Annotated in this window: 16 protein-coding genes and 1 pseudogene; 5 read left to right on the forward strand and 12 right to left on the reverse strand. The window is 53.9% G+C overall.

What is annotated here, in order from left to right:
* The first annotated feature begins 10 nt into the window (after positions 1 to 10).
* Positions 11 to 550, forward strand: coding sequence for a transglycosylase domain-containing protein (locus N7E69_RS01615; protein ID WP_001119683.1), 540 nt, complete (start codon positions 11 to 13; stop codon positions 548 to 550).
* Between the two features lie 130 nt (positions 551 to 680).
* Here N7E69_RS01615 and cysM read toward each other — a convergent pair whose 3' ends face one another.
* The 10 genes from cysM to N7E69_RS01665 form a co-directional block, all read right to left on the reverse strand.
* Positions 681 to 1592 carry a cysteine synthase CysM gene (cysM, locus tag N7E69_RS01620; protein WP_001093883.1) on the reverse strand — a complete coding sequence of 304 codons (912 nt, stop codon included), beginning with the start codon at positions 1590 to 1592 and terminating at the stop codon, positions 681 to 683.
* A 67-nt stretch (positions 1593 to 1659) separates the two neighbouring features.
* Positions 1660 to 2757, reverse strand: a complete 1098-nt coding sequence (gene cysA / locus N7E69_RS01625; protein ID WP_000021076.1) for a sulfate/thiosulfate ABC transporter ATP-binding protein CysA — start codon at positions 2755 to 2757, stop codon at positions 1660 to 1662.
* Positions 2747 to 3622 (reverse strand): sulfate/thiosulfate ABC transporter permease CysW, encoded by an 876-nt coding sequence (gene cysW, locus N7E69_RS01630; protein ID WP_000852708.1) that lies wholly within the window; start codon positions 3620 to 3622, stop codon positions 2747 to 2749. The genes cysA and cysW overlap by 11 nt, the downstream gene beginning before the upstream one ends.
* Entirely contained in the window at positions 3622 to 4455 is an 834-nt protein-coding gene (gene cysT / locus N7E69_RS01635; RefSeq protein ID WP_000881746.1) for a sulfate/thiosulfate ABC transporter permease CysT, read from the reverse strand. The genes cysW and cysT overlap by 1 nt, the downstream gene beginning before the upstream one ends.
* Complete coding sequence (gene cysP, locus N7E69_RS01640; protein WP_000290281.1) at positions 4455 to 5471, reverse strand: thiosulfate/sulfate ABC transporter substrate-binding protein CysP; 1017 nt, start codon at positions 5469 to 5471, stop codon at positions 4455 to 4457. Before cysP ends, cysT begins: the two co-directional genes overlap by 1 nt.
* Before the next feature lie 157 nt (positions 5472 to 5628).
* Positions 5629 to 6420 carry an SDR family oxidoreductase UcpA gene (gene ucpA / locus N7E69_RS01645; protein WP_000517460.1) on the reverse strand — a complete coding sequence of 264 codons (792 nt, stop codon included), beginning with the start codon at positions 6418 to 6420 and terminating at the stop codon, positions 5629 to 5631.
* 237 nt (positions 6421 to 6657) lie between these two features.
* On the reverse strand, positions 6658 to 7557 hold the full coding sequence (yfeX, locus tag N7E69_RS01650; RefSeq protein WP_000084583.1) for a porphyrinogen peroxidase: 900 nt from the start codon (positions 7555 to 7557) through the stop codon (positions 6658 to 6660).
* A 94-nt stretch (positions 7558 to 7651) separates the two neighbouring features.
* The gene (locus N7E69_RS01655) at positions 7652 to 8227 is read right to left on the reverse strand and encodes an RpoE-regulated lipoprotein (RefSeq protein ID WP_000838968.1); all 576 of its coding nucleotides are present in this window, start codon (positions 8225 to 8227) and stop codon (positions 7652 to 7654) included.
* A gap of 61 nt (positions 8228 to 8288) precedes the next feature.
* Positions 8289 to 8738 carry a DUF2919 domain-containing protein gene (locus N7E69_RS01660; protein WP_000842938.1) on the reverse strand — a complete coding sequence of 150 codons (450 nt, stop codon included), beginning with the start codon at positions 8736 to 8738 and terminating at the stop codon, positions 8289 to 8291.
* The gene (locus N7E69_RS01665) at positions 8725 to 9150 is read right to left on the reverse strand and encodes a GNAT family acetyltransferase (RefSeq protein ID WP_000406008.1); all 426 of its coding nucleotides are present in this window, start codon (positions 9148 to 9150) and stop codon (positions 8725 to 8727) included. Before N7E69_RS01665 ends, N7E69_RS01660 begins: the two co-directional genes overlap by 14 nt.
* A 212-nt stretch (positions 9151 to 9362) precedes the next feature.
* Here N7E69_RS01665 and amiA point away from each other — a divergent pair, with 212 nt between their 5' ends.
* The 4 genes and pseudogenes from amiA (at position 9363) to N7E69_RS01685 (ending at position 12889) form a co-directional block, all read left to right on the forward strand.
* On the forward strand, positions 9363 to 10232 hold the full coding sequence (gene amiA / locus N7E69_RS01670) for an N-acetylmuramoyl-L-alanine amidase AmiA (protein ID WP_000102881.1): 870 nt from the start codon (positions 9363 to 9365) through the stop codon (positions 10230 to 10232).
* Positions 10233 to 10234: 2 nt separating this feature from the next.
* Positions 10235 to 11134: an oxygen-dependent coproporphyrinogen oxidase gene (hemF, locus tag N7E69_RS01675; RefSeq protein ID WP_000801326.1), complete on the forward strand. Its 900-nt coding sequence runs from the start codon at positions 10235 to 10237 to the stop codon at positions 11132 to 11134.
* A 20-nt stretch (positions 11135 to 11154) separates the two neighbouring features.
* The gene (locus N7E69_RS01680) at positions 11155 to 11484 is read left to right on the forward strand and encodes a hypothetical protein (RefSeq protein ID WP_001194342.1); all 330 of its coding nucleotides are present in this window, start codon (positions 11155 to 11157) and stop codon (positions 11482 to 11484) included.
* Between the two features lie 128 nt (positions 11485 to 11612).
* Positions 11613 to 12889 (forward strand): annotated as a pseudogene (locus N7E69_RS01685) (DUF1963 domain-containing protein).
* A gap of 199 nt (positions 12890 to 13088) precedes the next feature.
* Here the strand turns inward: N7E69_RS01685 and eutR are convergent.
* Positions 13089 to 14141 carry an HTH-type transcriptional regulator EutR gene (gene eutR / locus N7E69_RS01690; RefSeq protein ID WP_000753669.1) on the reverse strand — a complete coding sequence of 351 codons (1053 nt, stop codon included), beginning with the start codon at positions 14139 to 14141 and terminating at the stop codon, positions 13089 to 13091.
* A gap of 47 nt (positions 14142 to 14188) precedes the next feature.
* A complete protein-coding gene (eutK, locus tag N7E69_RS01695) occupies positions 14189 to 14683 on the reverse strand; it encodes an ethanolamine utilization microcompartment protein EutK (RefSeq protein ID WP_000606266.1) in 495 nt (164 codons plus the stop codon).
* Positions 14684 to 14690 lie beyond the last annotated feature (7 nt).

Genomic DNA, 14690 nt, shown 5'->3' on the forward strand with positions numbered 1-14690 from the left:
AAAAATCATAATGCCAGGCGTGTTACTGTGGTTTTTTAAAGGCGTTATCGCGCTTCTGTTAGCGTTTGCTGTAGGGTTAATCGTTTACTATTATCTGGAAATTCGTCCCATAGCCCAGACCGCATTACAGAGCGCCTCTTTCTGGTTGTCCGAATCGCCGCAGACGCGTTTTTTGCGCCGCGCTGCGGCCAAAATACATCCCAAATCTTATACTGCCAGATTGCTCTATACCCAAGCTGGCGTGGATGGGCATTTCAGGACCGCGATCTGGGTGTTCTGGTTGGACAGCCTGTACCGCGACGACGAGCTGTATGCCATGATGCTGGCGCAAGCGTATTATGGCCGGGATTCGCAGGGTAACGCGGTTTACGGTACGAAAAATGCGGCGTTAACGTTATTTCACGTACCAGTGACAGAGATGGCCTGCCAGCAACAAGTACAACTGATTTATATGTTTAAAGCGCCGTCACTTTACCGGCCTGGTTCAGCCAGGCTGGTAGAAAGCAGCAAGCATTACATGACGCTTTGCCAGGAACAAATACAAGAATAAGAACAACAGACGAGCTTTTATTATAAAAGGCGGCGGTAATGCGCTGGCGCACATAGAAAATCGGCAAGATATTCCCGCTTGTCAAAGGCGCCGTTGCCTGTGTATATCCCAACCAGCTAAACCTGTTAGTTTAAATCCCTGCCCCCTGGCTGAAATGCTCTTCACCAAACACGCCGGTAGACAAGTAACGATCGCCGCGATCGCAGATAATCGCCACCACTACCGCGCCGGGCGTGGCTCGTGCGACGCGTAACGCGCCCGCTACCGCGCCGCCGGAACTCACGCCGCAGAAAATGCCTTCACGAACGGCCAGTTCACGCATGGTGTTTTCGGCATCATTCTGGTGAATATCCAGCACCTCATCTACCAGCGAGGCGTTAAAAATGCCTGGCATGTATTCCGCAGGCCAGCGGCGAATGCCCGGAATACTGCTGCCCTCTTCCGGCTGCAGGCCAACGATGGTGACCGGTTTTTCCTGCTCGCGCAGAAAACGCGACACGCCGGTAATGGTGCCGGTCGTGCCCATGCTGGAGACAAAATGCGTTACCCGCCCCTGCGTTTGCCGCCAGATTTCCGGGCCGGTGGTGGTGTAGTGGGCGTAGGGATTATCGGGGTTATTAAACTGATCGAGCAGTTTACCCTCGCCTCGTTCAGACATAGCGAGCGCTAAATCGCGCGCCCCTTCCATTCCCTGCTCTTTAGTGACCAGAATCAGTTCCGCGCCATAGGCCCGCATTGCCGCCCGACGCTCCTGGCTCATGTTGTCCGGCATCAACAGCTTCATGCGATAACCTTTCAGCGCGGCGATCATCGCCAGCGCAATGCCCGTGTTGCCGCTGGTCGCTTCAATCAGGACATCGCCCGGTTTAATTTCCCCGCGCTTTTCCGCCTCGACAATCATCGATAGCGCCGCGCGATCTTTCACCGATCCTGCCGGATTATTGCCTTCCAGCTTGACCCAGATTTCACTGCCGTTATCCGGCCCCAGACGTTGTAATTTGACCAGCGGCGTATTGCCGATGGTTTGTTCTAATGTATTCACGTTTTCAGCTCGTAAAAAAGCCCGGTATGCGTAGCGCCACCGGGCGATAACTATACAAATTAACCTATCAGGCCGATTGCGCCAGAGCAAGTTCCTCTTCACGCGTTTCAATACGCTGGTCGCCGTTATACAGACGCGCTTTTTGCAGTCCAACAAACAAACGCTCGCCGCGAACCGGAACATCCTCACCCGCCATCACCACCGTCAGCGGATCGTGATACCACCCCAGCGGCTGTACCACTAACTGTGTATAGTGACCTTTCGGGCTGGCCTCAATGACCTGTACTGGTAGCGGAGAATCCAGGCTGGTGCGGCGGCTAATATCCACCTCCCACGGACGCAGGAACAGATCGACCGGCCCCTGGTACGCGGGCGTATAACCCAGCGGCCAGCGATGCGCGCCAACGTGAAACTGCCCGCCGCGGACGGTGCCTGTCAGGCGGTTCACCTCGCCCATAAACTCCAGTACGAAGCGGGTTGCCGGTTCACGCCACACTCGATCCGGCGCATCAGCCTGTTCGATATTGCCCTGACTCATCACCACCACCCGATCCGCCACTTCCGTCGCTTCTTCCTGATCGTGGGTGACAAAGACGCTGGTGAATTTCAGTTCTTCATGTAGCTGGCGCAACCAGCGACGTAACTCTTTACGTACCTGGGCATCCAGCGCGCCAAAGGGTTCATCCAGCAGTAGAATTTGCGGTTCTACGGCAAGCGCACGCGCCAGCGCCACGCGCTGTTTTTGTCCGCCGGAAAGCTGGGCGGGGAAGCGATCCGCGAGGTGCGCCAGTTGCACCATCTCCAGCAATTGCGTCACTTTCGTTTTAATCGCCGCCGCAGTTGGGCGGTCGCGTCGCGGCAGCACCGTCAGGCCAAAAGCGATGTTGTCAAACACCGTCATATGGCGAAACAGCGCATAGTGCTGAAACACAAAACCGACTTTACGCTCACGCGCGTGCAGGCGGCTAACGTCCGTACCGTGGAAACGAATATGACCGCTGGACTGATGCTCCAGCCCGGCAATAATGCGCAGCAGCGTCGTTTTGCCGGAACCTGACGGCCCCAACAAGGCAACCATCTGGCCGGAAGGAATATCCAGCGAGATATCATTCAGTACCTGAGTGCGACCAAAGGATTTCTTAATTCTGGCGATCTCAATGCTCATGATTTTCCTCCTGTTGCGCGCGTTTTTCCTGATTCTCCAGACGCCATTGCAACATGCTCTTCAAAAACAGGGTAATAATCGCCATTAGCGTCAACAATGCGGCGGCGGTAAAGGAGCCGACGGTGTTGTAGTCCTGCTCCAGTAATTCAATCTGTAACGGTAGCGATAACGTTTCGCCGCGAATCGAGCCGGACACCACCGACACCGCGCCAAACTCGCCAATCGCGCGGGCGTTGGTTAACACCACGCCGTAGAGTAGCGCCCAGCGAATATTCGGCAACGTCACGCGGCGAAACATTTGCCAGCCGGATGCGCCCAGCAAAATAGCCGCCTCATCTTCCTGACTGCCCTGGCTGAGCATTACTGGCACCAGTTCGCGCACCACAAACGGACAGGTGACAAAAATAGTGACCAGTACCATCCCCGGCCAGGAGAACATCATTTGTAAATTATATTCATCCAGCCAGCCGCCCAACGGGCCGTTGGAACCATAAAACAGCAGATAAACCAGACCGGCCACCACCGGCGAGACGGCAAAGGGAATATCCAGCAGGGTCAGCAGTAGCTGACGTCCGGGGAAGTTAAAGCGCGTCACCAGCCACGCCAGCAGAATGCCGAACACCAGATTCACCGGCACTGCGATCAAGGCAATCAACACCGTCAGCCAGATGGCGTGCAGCATGTCCGGATCGGCCAGATTTTGCAGTACCGGCATTAACCCTTTGCTGAACGCCTGCACGAAGATGTAAATCATCGGCACCAGCAGGATAAACGCCGAAACCAGCATCCCGACGCCAATCAAAAACCATTTTCCCCAGTTAATGCGGGGGACGTCGTATCGCTTCAATTGAGTCACTTCCGCCATTAATGACCTACCACACGTCGACCAAAGCGACTTTGCAGAGTGTTAATTGAGAACAGCAGCAGCAAGGATGCCGCAAGGATCACCGAGGCAATGGCGCTGGCGGCCGGGTAATCAAACTCCTGCAAGCGCACAAAAATCATCAGCGAGGTCACTTCTGTTTTCCAGGCGATATTTCCGGCGATAAAAATCACCGCGCCAAACTCGCCCAGACTACGGGTAAAAGAGAGCGCCACGCCGGCAATCAGCGCAGGCGACAGCTCAGGCAGCACGACTTTGCGAAAACTTTGCAGGCGGGTGGCCCCCAGCGTTTGTGCCGCTTCTTCATATTCCGGCCCCAGCTCTTCCAGTACCGGCTGGACGGTGCGCACCACAAATGGAATACTGGTAAAGGCCATCGCCACCGCAATACCGAGCCAGGTATAGGTCACTTTGATATCAAACTGCGCGAGAAACTGACCGTAGAAACCGTTCACTGAGAACAGCGAGGCCAGCGTTAACCCCGCTACCGCTGTCGGCAGCGCAAATGGCAGATCCATCAGCGCATCCAGCAACGTGCGCCCAGGAAAACGGTAGCGGGTTAAAATCCACGCCATCAGCAGGCCAAACACGCCGTTAAAAATCGACGCCACAAATGCCGCCAGCAGCGTCACTTTATAAGCAGCCACCACCTGAGGGTTGGTCACGACATCCCAGTATTGCGACCAGCTCATCTGTGAGAGCTGCATCACCAGCGCGCTCAACGGCAACAGCAGGATCAGGCAGACAAACAGCAAACTGGTGCCGAGGCTTAACGTAAAGCCGGGCAGCACGCGTCGGGAAGAAACGGCAAGCATTACTTACGCCCCGCCGCCAACAGTTTGTCCAGCTCGCCGCCACTGGCAAAGTGCGTTTTCATCACTTCCGGCCAGGAACCAAACTTGTCTTCCACGCGGAACAGTTCGGTCTGCGGGAATTTATCTGCTTGCTTGCCCATGATTTCCGGGTTATTCACGCGGTAGTAGTAATGGGTAATGATGGTCTGCGCCTGCGGGCTATACAGCCAGTTCAGGTAAGCTTTGGCGGCTTTTTCTGTGCCGTTGGCCTGCACGTTTTTATCTACCCAGGCAACCGGGAATTCAGCAAGAATGTTCGTTTTCGGGATCACCACTTCAAATCCCTGGGCTTCATATTGTTTGCGGATGTTGTTCACTTCCGATTCAAAACTAATCAGCACATCGCCCAGACCACGCTCGGCAAAGGTAGTCGTAGCGCCGCGGCCGCCGGTATCAAACACTTCGACGTTTTTCAGGAACTGGGTCATAAACTGTTCGGTTTTGGCTTTATCGCTGCCGTCCGCGTTATCCGCCGCGCCCCATGCCGCCAGATACGTGTAACGGGCGTTGCCGGAGGTTTTCGGGTTAGGGAAAATCAGCTTCACGTCGGAACGTACAAGATCGCTCCAGTCGTGAATATTTTTGGGGTTCCCCTTGCGCACCAGGAAGCCCATCGTGGAATAGAATGGCGAACTGTTGTTCGGCAGACGGCTTTGCCAGTCGGCAGGGATCAGTTTGCCTTTATCATGGAGAATCTGTACGTCGGTCACCTGATTGTAGGTCACGACGTCTGCCTTCAGTCCCTGCAAAATCGCCAGCGCCTGTTTTGATGACCCGGCATGAGACTGCTTAATCGTCAGCTTATCGCCGCCGTTATCCTTCGCCCATTGTTGCTCAAACGGCGGGTTAAGGGCGGCAAACAGCTCGCGGGAGACATCGTATGAGCTGTTCAGCAGCTCCGTTGCCTGCGCCTGCCCTGCCAGTAATAGCATTGCTGCCAGCGTCAGGGGTCTCTTTTTCAGTAAGTTAACGGCCATTGCGCACCCTTATAAATTTAATGACTTTCTTATGGTCATCATATTTATAACCAGCGCTAAAGGAGTAACGGTTTTATATACCGTTTGATGATTTGAAAGTTGAAAAGGGAATAAGAGAATCCCTCCCCACGCGGCGTGAGGAGGAGACCGGCATCAATCAGACGCCTACGCTTACGCTTTCAGGCAGGGTACTGCCGCCATCAATGACGTTTTGCGTTCCGGTAAGATAGCTGGACTCATCGGAAGCCAGAAATGCCGCCAGTTCCCCTACTTCCAGTGGATCGGCAAGGCGGCGTAGCGGAATGGCTTTTGCCATTTCCGTTAATACCGACTCCGGATCGTCAGGATTAGACTGACGGGCAATGCTTTCCGCCATCGGCGTTCTTACATAACCGGGGCAAATGGCATTCACGCGAATACCGGACTGCGCATACTCTACCGCCAGCGATTTGGTTAAACCGACAATGGCGGCTTTTGACAGCGCATAGGCCGTTTCACCCGGGTCCGCCACCATATCTCCCGTGACGGAAGACATCATCACAATGCGGCCATCTTTACGTTTAATCATCTCCGGCAGGACGGCTTTGGTGACGTTCCAGACACCTTTAATATTAATATCAATGTGGAAATCGCGATCTTCTTCACTCATATCGAGGAAGTTGCCCAGACGGCACACGCCAGCGTTATTCACCAAAATATCAATTCTACCTTCAGTCTCTTTGGCGCGCGCAACCGCCGCCTGCACCGAAGCAAAATCTCTGACGTCAGCCTTAACGGCAGTACAGCGATGCCCGCGCCCGCCCAGCTCATCCGCCAGTTTTTCAATCTCATCGGAGATATCCAGCAAGATTAAGTTCGCGCCGTGGCGTGCGAATACGCGAGCGATCCCTTCGCCAATGCCCTGCGATGCGCCCGTAATCAATGCTGTCTTGCCCGTGAGTTTACCCATTTTCAATGTCTCCTTTTGAATATGGAGTCTTACACTCCATTAACACTGAAAATACAGTAATAACAAATAAGTGCTGAGGAATAGCTCACTAATTCAGGTAAATATTAGGTAAAAAAATCCCCGCGGAGGCGGGGATGGGCATTTTTATGCTGTTCTGCCTGATGACGCTGCGCTTATCAGGCCTACCAATCGTAGGTCGAATAAAGCGTTTGCGCTGCCATCCGACAGGGTTTTACCTTATAGCGCTAACAGGCGATCCAGCGACGGCGCAAAATAGTAGCCGCCAGTCACCGGTTTGGTGAAGCGCAGCATTGCGTCGCGTTTACCGTCGGTATCGCCGAACATACTCAGAAGCTGCTGTTCGATATTGTGCAGGCGTGCGCAGTAAGCGCAGAAATAGAGACCATGAGTACCGCTGGCGGTGCCGTATGGCAGGCTCTGACGCACAATCTTCAGCCCTTTGCCATCTTCTTTCAGATCGACGCGGCTCAGGTGAGATGTTGCCGGACGCGCATCGCCGTCAATCTCTTCATTGGCTTCTTTGGTACGCCCGATCATCATCTCCTGATCGTGAATACTCATCCGGTTAAGTTGCTTGAGATTGTGTTCCCAACGCTGCACGAACACATAACTGCCGCCGGCATCCACGCCATCTTTGATCACCGCCACTTCACGACGCGTCTCTTCGCCTGCCGGGTTCTCTGTCCCGTCGACAAAGCCGCTCAGATCGCGTTCTTCCACCCAACGGAAGCCGTGAACTTCTTCTTTCACGTCGATACAGTCGCCGAAGGCTTCCATCGCCGCCTGAGCAACAGAAAAATTCACATCGTGGCGCAGGGAAAGGATATGGATCAGCACGTCATACTGCGTGGCCGGCGCCAGCCCTTTACCATAAGGAATAAAATCTTTCAGTTCTTCCGCCCCGACGCCGCCACTCAGGGCACGCCAGGTATTGTTGCCAAACGCCACAACGGCCCCAAGATGGGCGTCCGGAAATTTGACTTCGAAGGTCGCCAGTTTATCGGCAAATGTTCTGCTGGCCGCGCGCAGGGCGTCCAGGTCGCCTTTTACATTGGCTTCAATCCAAATTGCCGCACGGCAATGTTCCGGCAAAATGCCACTTTGAACCTGAGACATGATTCCTCCTGAAAATGAGAATGCCACGCAGTCGTGGCATTAATGGAGGCTATTTTACCTTGTTTTTAAGCGAAGCGGTTTGTTCAGGCGCAAATTAACGACGCCAGATAATTTTGCGCACGTCCCAGTTTTTTAAGACGTCATCAGGAGGCATTAAGCCTTCCGGTCCGCTCCACTCGCCGGAGAAAACATAGCTAATATGCTGACTTCCCTCGGCTTTACATTCGACGCTGGTATGGCTATCGCTGGAAACCGGCTCGCAGTGACCAAAAGCTTTGCTGTAAAGGTCGCTAAACGGCGTACCGATTTTGCCCCCCGCGGCGGTTGGGATATCGCTGTCCAGCACATCAATACGGCTCACGGTTCCCTGCTCGCCGTTGATCACCATCGCGACATTGTCGCCCTTCATCGCTTCGAAAAAGCGCACCACGTTGCCGTTATCGGTTTTCATACCGCTACGCAGGCGATAATCGCCATCTAATGCCTCTGCAATAGCCGGCTCTTCCAGCGGCGTGGCGGCGGTCAGCGCTCCCACGCCTTGCTCAGTGACTTCTGTCGAGGAACCAAACCAGTTCCATGGATTTGCGGCAGACCAGTTGACCGAGGAGAGCGTCGAGCAGCCGGTCAGCGCCAGCGGCAGTGCGAGTAAAGTCAAACGCAGCGATTTCATCTCACTTCCTTTCTTTTATTAATTAACGTTGATTGGAGTGCGGGTTCGCCAAAAAGTGCCGTTATTCTTTCTCAAGGGAAAAACAGGCACGCAAACGTTGATTGGTTAACAGCCAGATCAGCGCGACGATGTCCGCCAGCAGCAGCGCCAGCCCGACGCCGTTGACCGGGTCGCCACCCAGCCACATCACCGGCAGCCAGCACAACGACACCAGTTGAGCAAGGATCAGGAGTCCGCGCAGCCAGCGCCACACACCAGGAAACGCTTCACGCCGCCCGCTGAGTAAAAACGCCACTACCGCCGGAACGCCGGGCAACAGCCCCAGCCAAAAATTATCATGGTCGGGATAAAAAAAGTTTAACAAAGTATTACCCTGTCCACGGGATGAACCGGCAATGACAAAGAGTACCCAGGCGCGCGCCTGAAGTAGCAGTACGCACCAGAACAGAAACGGCAGGCGTAAACGTCCGTGTACATCATAATCGGCTGGATGAAACTCAGTACTCTTCATCTTCAATCAGGCGTTTACCCAAACTTAGGGCGTCAGAATGCTCATACCCCAGACGTTCATACATGCCCAGCACAACGTCGTTATCATCGCGCACCATAATTTGGATTTTCGGACACCCGCGGGCGATGAGTTTTTTTTCCAGCCGGTTAAGCAGCGCATTCGCAATGCCGCGCCCGCGGAACTCCGGGTGAACGCCCAGGTAATACGCCGAGCCGCGATGCCCGTCATAACCGCCCATTACCGTACCGACGACTTCGCCGCTAACTTCCGCAACGAGGAACAAGCTGACATCGTGATTCACCTTGCGTTCAATATCCATTTCAGGATCGTTCCATGGACGCAGCAGGTCGCAACGCTCCCAGAGGGTAATCACCTCTTCGAAATCTTCCTGGCGAAAAACGCGTATTTCCATGGTATTCGTTGCCTTTTCGGGTGGAAAAAACAAGATTATGGCGCAAACATCTGATTCAGCCAATATCTGACGCGATGTAGCGGAAAAAATGGCATAATGGCGATGTGTCACGTATTGAAATGAAAAGTAAAACAATTCTCATCACCAACCGTCGTAACGGATTACGCGATACGATATAACATCTTGAACTTAATTTTCACAACTCAGGCCGTATGAGCACTTTTAAACTCCTAAAAACTCTCACATCGCGCCGCCAGGTACTCAAAACAGGTCTGGCGGCCCTGACGCTGTCAGGTATGTCGCACGCAGTAGCCAAAGAAGAAACGCTAAAAACCAGTAATGGTCACAGCAAACCCAAAACCAAAAAAACCGGCAGTAAACGGTTGGTGATGCTCGACCCCGGACACGGCGGCATCGATACCGGCGCGATTGGCCGCAACGGTTCTCAGGAAAAACACGTCGTGCTGGCAATTGCCAAAAACGTACGCGCTATTTTGCGAAATCACGGAATCGATGCGCGTTTAACCCGGACAGGGGATACCTTTATTCCGCTGTACGATCGGGTGGAAATCGCCCATAAGCACGGCGCGGATCTGTTTATGTCTATTCATGCCGATGGTTTTACCAACCCGAAAGCAGCGGGCGCTTCCGTTTTTGCGCTTTCCAACCGCGGGGCCAGTAGCGCCATGGCGAAGTATCTCTCCGAGCGTGAAAACCGCGCGGACGAAGTGGCGGGTAAAAAAGCCACTGACCGGGATCATCTATTACAACAAGTTTTGTTTGATCTGGTGCAAACCGATACGATTAAAAACAGTCTGACGCTGGGTTCGCATATTCTCAAGAAAATCAAACCTATACATAAATTACACAGCCGCACTACCGAACAAGCGGCTTTCGTGGTGCTAAAATCACCGTCAATTCCGTCGGTACTGGTCGAAACCTCGTTTATTACCAATCCGGAAGAAGAACGCCTGCTGGGCACGACGGCGTTTCGCCAGAAAATCGCTACGGCGATCGCCAACGGCATCATCAGTTATTTTCACTGGTTTGATAATCAGAAAGCACACACGAAGAAACGGTAATCATGAAACCCGATGCACATCACGTAAAACAGTTTCTGCTACGCCTGCAGGATGATATTTGCCAAAAGTTATCCGCTGTGGATGGCGCAAACTTTGTCGAAGATAGCTGGCGACGCGAAGCGGGCGGCGGCGGACGCAGCCGGGTATTACGCAACGGCGGGATTTTCGAACAGGCGGGCGTTAATTTCTCTCACGTTCACGGCGATGCAATGCCCGCATCCGCCACCGCGCATCGGCCAGAACTGGCCGGGCGTAGCTTTGAAGCGATGGGCGTATCGCTGGTGGTGCATCCGCACAATCCGTATATTCCCACCAGCCATGCTAACGTGCGCTTTTTTATTGCCGAAAAACCGGGCGCCGATCCGGTGTGGTGGTTTGGCGGCGGGTTCGATTTAACGCCCTACTACGGCTTTGAAGAGGATGCCGTTCACTGGCACCGCACCGCCCGCGACCTGTGCCAGCCGTTTGGCGACGATGTGTATCCGCGCTATAAAAAGTGGTGCGATGACTACTTTTTCCTCAAGCATCGTAACGAGCAGCGCGGTATCGGCGGCCTGTTTTTTGACGATTTGAATACGCCGGATTTCGACCACTGTTTTGCTTTTATGCAGGCGGTCGGTAACGGCTACACCGAGGCGTATTTACCGATTGTCGAACGACGCAAAGCGATGGTCTGGGGAGAGCGGGAGCGTAATTTTCAACTTTATCGCCGCGGGCGCTACGTGGAGTTCAATCTGGTGTGGGACAGAGGCACCCTGTTTGGTCTGCAAACCGGCGGGCGCACTGAATCTATCCTGATGTCGATGCCGCCGCTGGTGCGCTGGGAGTACGACTGGCAGCCAGAAGCGGGTAGCCCGGAAGCGGCGCTGAGCGAGTTTATTCAGGTACGCGACTGGATTTAACTTATTTATAAAGTAAAACAATGCAAACAAATACACGGAAAGTAGTAACCAGTGACGCCAAATGGCATCCCCATCTGGGTATAAGTTTTATTGGCTGCCTGCTTGCTATTACGCTAGAAATATATTTTGAAGAAAGAATATTCATCCCTCATAGCGGAGGGGTGAGCTTCGGTCTGATCGTGCTTCTGGTTATCAATATGGTGACCATCCCTGTGGTCATGGCCCTGATAGCATTACTCTGCTTTATTATTCATATTCCGCGTAAAAGCGTTAACTGTATCTTGCTATGCATACTGGCATGTATTCTGACGATAGCCGGTTTGTTTATCGCCTATCCGGTTGGTCGTTGAGTAAAAGCAGGCTCGTAGAAATAAACGAGTTCATTGTAGATAAAGAATTCGGATAACCGCCCGCTGCCGTTATCATTAGTAAAACAGTACAGTAAGCACTCGTAGAATTTGCAGTGGAGCACTACCGCATGGACGAGCGTATTCCTTGTAAAAACCCGCAATGCTCACATTTCATCCTGCCAGCAACGGCTGCCCGCACGGAGGGCTATTGTATGCCCTGCGTCCAGGCGCGCTATCGGCAAAAGCAGGAAGAATATATCCGGAAAAACAGAAAAACGATCGACGCGTTCAGTGGCATTACCAACCCTGTTGAAATGCTTAAGCTCGTTCATGAACCCCGGGAACACGATCCGTTAATCGAGTGGATTCCCTGCCCCATTCCGACCGATGAGCTTTACAAAAAGCTCTCCGATGATGAAAGCCGCGATATGGTCGATTATGCAGAAAAATTATTTGATTCCGGATGGCAGGAGGAAGCTCAGGAAATTGCGCTGTGCCTGGCGGCATTTACCCGGGCCAATCTGGATAATTTCCTGCGCCAGGTAATAAATGAAGAAGAACTGGAGCTCTCTTCACCCCTACCTTTTCACCGTGCGCCGCCTGACGTACGCGACGCGCTTTTGCAGAAGGTGGAAACCGATGACGAAAACCGTGACGCATTCTTTGTGCCCTGGCCTGGATTGGCGATGAGGTTGTCGTTGAGCATTTTAACCGCTGGCGCCAGGAACCACCTGCGTGGAGTGCTTCACTTCATATCCTCCCTCATCGCTATGCTCACCAGGCGGGATGGGAACTCACTGAAAATGGCCGCAGGCGCGATCTTTACTTTACGCAATGTACCCATCTGGTAAAACAGGCACCTGAACAGCCGGCCGTTTTTCGCGCCGTCGCAGAATATGGTGAAAACTGCCCACACTGTTCCCTGCCGCTAATCAATCTGTTTGAGGTTGCGCCGAGCGCCGTCGGCCTAAGCACGCAGGGTTGGCCCGGTCAAATTCGTATTCTGACCTGTCAGTGTTGTACGGCATATAACACCGTTTTCGCCACCGTCGATCCGCAAGGCCAGCCGCGATGGTACGAAAAAAATGCGCTCTCGACGCTGGCGGTGGAGAATTCCTCTGACTGGATAACGCTACCGCTTGATGTTCTGCACCCCGGGGAATCCCGTTTGCCGCTATTCGCTGCTGAAATATTTTTACCCACCACCTTCTCACAGCTCGGCGGCCATCCCGCATGGGTTCAGGATACAGACTATCCCACGTGCCCAACGTGCGCGCAAACGATGATGTTTCTTGCGCAGCTAAGCTATGAAGATATCGAGGAAGAGGAATATGCGGAAGGAATGCTTTACGGGTTTATCTGCCCCTCCTGCCAAACAACGGCAACGTCTTATCAGCAAACATAAACGCTCATCCTCATGACCTGATGACAAAACTGTTTTGCACGTTGTGCGCGCGCTTCCCCGGAGGCGGCGCTGGCGCGCCTTGTCCGGGCTACCAACCACAGACGGCAGCGAATCCGTAGACCCGGTAAGGCGCCAGCCGCCACCGGGCAATTCCCGACACGCGCACGTTATCAGCAACCGGAGAGCCTACCCATCATTATCAAGCCCATTGCCGCATCCGTTGATGCAACGTCAACGACGGTTTTTCGGCAAATAATTGCTGATAATCGGTGGCAAATTGCCCCAGATGCCAGAATCCCCACTGCATCGCGGCATCTTTGACCGTGGCGCTCTGCGACCACGGGCTAATCAGTTCCCGGCGTACTGCGTTTAAGCGAATACGTTTCAGCCACGCATTGGGGCCAATGCCCAAAATGACGTGAAACGCATTTTGCAGCGTGCGACGGCTTACGTGTAGCTGGTTACATAAGTCGAGCACCGTCAGCGGCTCCGACATATTTTCCAGCACATATTCCCGCGCCCGCGACAGTAGCCTACGATATCCCTGATGGCTGATGCTTTCGGCGCTATGAATCGGCTTCGCCTCTTCCAGCATCGTGCCCATCGCCAGCAACAAATTATCACTCAAGACCTTACGCACCGCAGGTTGATGCAGGGTTTCAGGACTCTCGCTGAAGGTGGCCAGCGCCTGCTGCACAAAGCCCCACAGCGCCGCTTTATGCTGCTCTTTTACCTCCAGCGCTAACTGGTTACGCAGCATATGCAGCACCCTTTCCGGGTTATGCAAAAAAGTGGCCTGACGGGAAATAACATCTTCCGAGATAACGACACCCAGAATGGTGTAATCATCCGGCGTGCTCAGTTCAAACTCGGTGCCTCCCGGTCGGGTGGCAATCTCGGCGCTGCCGAGCCCCTGCGCGCCGATAAATCCCTGTTCGCCGCGCGTCGCCGGAATACCAAACCAGAAAGAGTTTGGCCAAACCAGACACGACTGACGCAGCGCCAGGCCGGTGTATTCACGGAACACCTGAATCTCATCAAGCAGGATTTCCGTGAACTCGCCATGAAATTTACCCGGGTGTAACTGATCGTAGATCTGCTGCCAGGCGGTGATAGTCAGAGCATGTTCATAGACATCCGTCGTCCGTCGCTGATGAACATTGTCCACCTCGACTCTGGGCGTAAGTTTAACGTCTTCGGGTAACGCTTCATGATAAAGATGGTGCAAATTCGCTGTACGGGTCTTTTTCATGATCTTCTATGCCGGACGCCCGCCAGGACGCCCGGCCCTCCGACAGATTAATTTTTGATGCGATAGCGACTACTGCGTTTACGCAACGCTCCGTCAGAAAAGAGTTGTTCCAGCACGTTTCTGGCCTGCTCCAGCGGCCAGCCAAAATGCGCGGCAACCTCTCCCGCCGTCATTCCCTGGCGTACTGATGCCAGCAGCGCCAATAACGCCTCAGCGAACTCAGGCGTTGCGGGTACCTGGGGCGCTTTCTCAGTCGGCGTTGTCGCACGCGCAAACCCGCCAATCAGCCACTGGGTGTCCTCTTCCGGACGACCAATTTCTTTGCGACTAATCACACGGCCTGTGCGCTGCGCGGCAGCGCTTCCGGCATCCAGCGCCGCACGACACGCCGCCAGATCGCCCTCCACCACCAGCGTGAGCCTGCCAGGGTCGAGCACTTGATGACTGAGCAAACGCACGTTGGCCGCTTTCAGCATGGCATCCGCCGCATCGACGGCGGCGACCATTCCGTCCACTTCCAGTAATCCCAGGGCATTGATCATTGGCAAC

Origin of the sequence: Salmonella sp. 3C (genome assembly GCF_025426275.1) — a bacterium.
GTDB lineage: Bacteria > Pseudomonadota > Gammaproteobacteria > Enterobacterales > Enterobacteriaceae > Salmonella > Salmonella enterica.

Coding starts and splice junctions, on each gene's coding strand:
- N7E69_RS01660 (WP_000842938.1), bottom strand. CDS start 8,738: ATGAAGAGTACTGAGTTTCATCCAGCCGATTATGATGTACACGGACGT.
- N7E69_RS01655 (WP_000838968.1), bottom strand. CDS start 8,227: ATGAAATCGCTGCGTTTGACTTTACTCGCACTGCCGCTGGCGCTGACC.
- eutR (WP_000753669.1), bottom strand. CDS start 14,141: ATGAAAAAGACCCGTACAGCGAATTTGCACCATCTTTATCATGAAGCG.
- hemF (WP_000801326.1), top strand. CDS start 10,235: ATGAAACCCGATGCACATCACGTAAAACAGTTTCTGCTACGCCTGCAG.
- N7E69_RS01680 (WP_001194342.1), top strand. CDS start 11,155: ATGCAAACAAATACACGGAAAGTAGTAACCAGTGACGCCAAATGGCAT.
- N7E69_RS01665 (WP_000406008.1), bottom strand. CDS start 9,150: ATGGAAATACGCGTTTTTCGCCAGGAAGATTTCGAAGAGGTGATTACC.
- cysA (WP_000021076.1), bottom strand. CDS start 2,757: ATGAGCATTGAGATCGCCAGAATTAAGAAATCCTTTGGTCGCACTCAG.
- cysW (WP_000852708.1), bottom strand. CDS start 3,622: ATGGCGGAAGTGACTCAATTGAAGCGATACGACGTCCCCCGCATTAAC.
- amiA (WP_000102881.1), top strand. CDS start 9,363: ATGAGCACTTTTAAACTCCTAAAAACTCTCACATCGCGCCGCCAGGTA.
- yfeX (WP_000084583.1), bottom strand. CDS start 7,557: ATGTCTCAGGTTCAAAGTGGCATTTTGCCGGAACATTGCCGTGCGGCA.
- eutK (WP_000606266.1), bottom strand. CDS start 14,683: ATGATCAATGCCCTGGGATTACTGGAAGTGGACGGAATGGTCGCCGCC.
- cysP (WP_000290281.1), bottom strand. CDS start 5,471: ATGGCCGTTAACTTACTGAAAAAGAGACCCCTGACGCTGGCAGCAATG.
- N7E69_RS01615 (WP_001119683.1), top strand. CDS start 11: ATGCCAGGCGTGTTACTGTGGTTTTTTAAAGGCGTTATCGCGCTTCTG.
- ucpA (WP_000517460.1), bottom strand. CDS start 6,420: ATGGGTAAACTCACGGGCAAGACAGCATTGATTACGGGCGCATCGCAG.
- cysT (WP_000881746.1), bottom strand. CDS start 4,455: ATGCTTGCCGTTTCTTCCCGACGCGTGCTGCCCGGCTTTACGTTAAGC.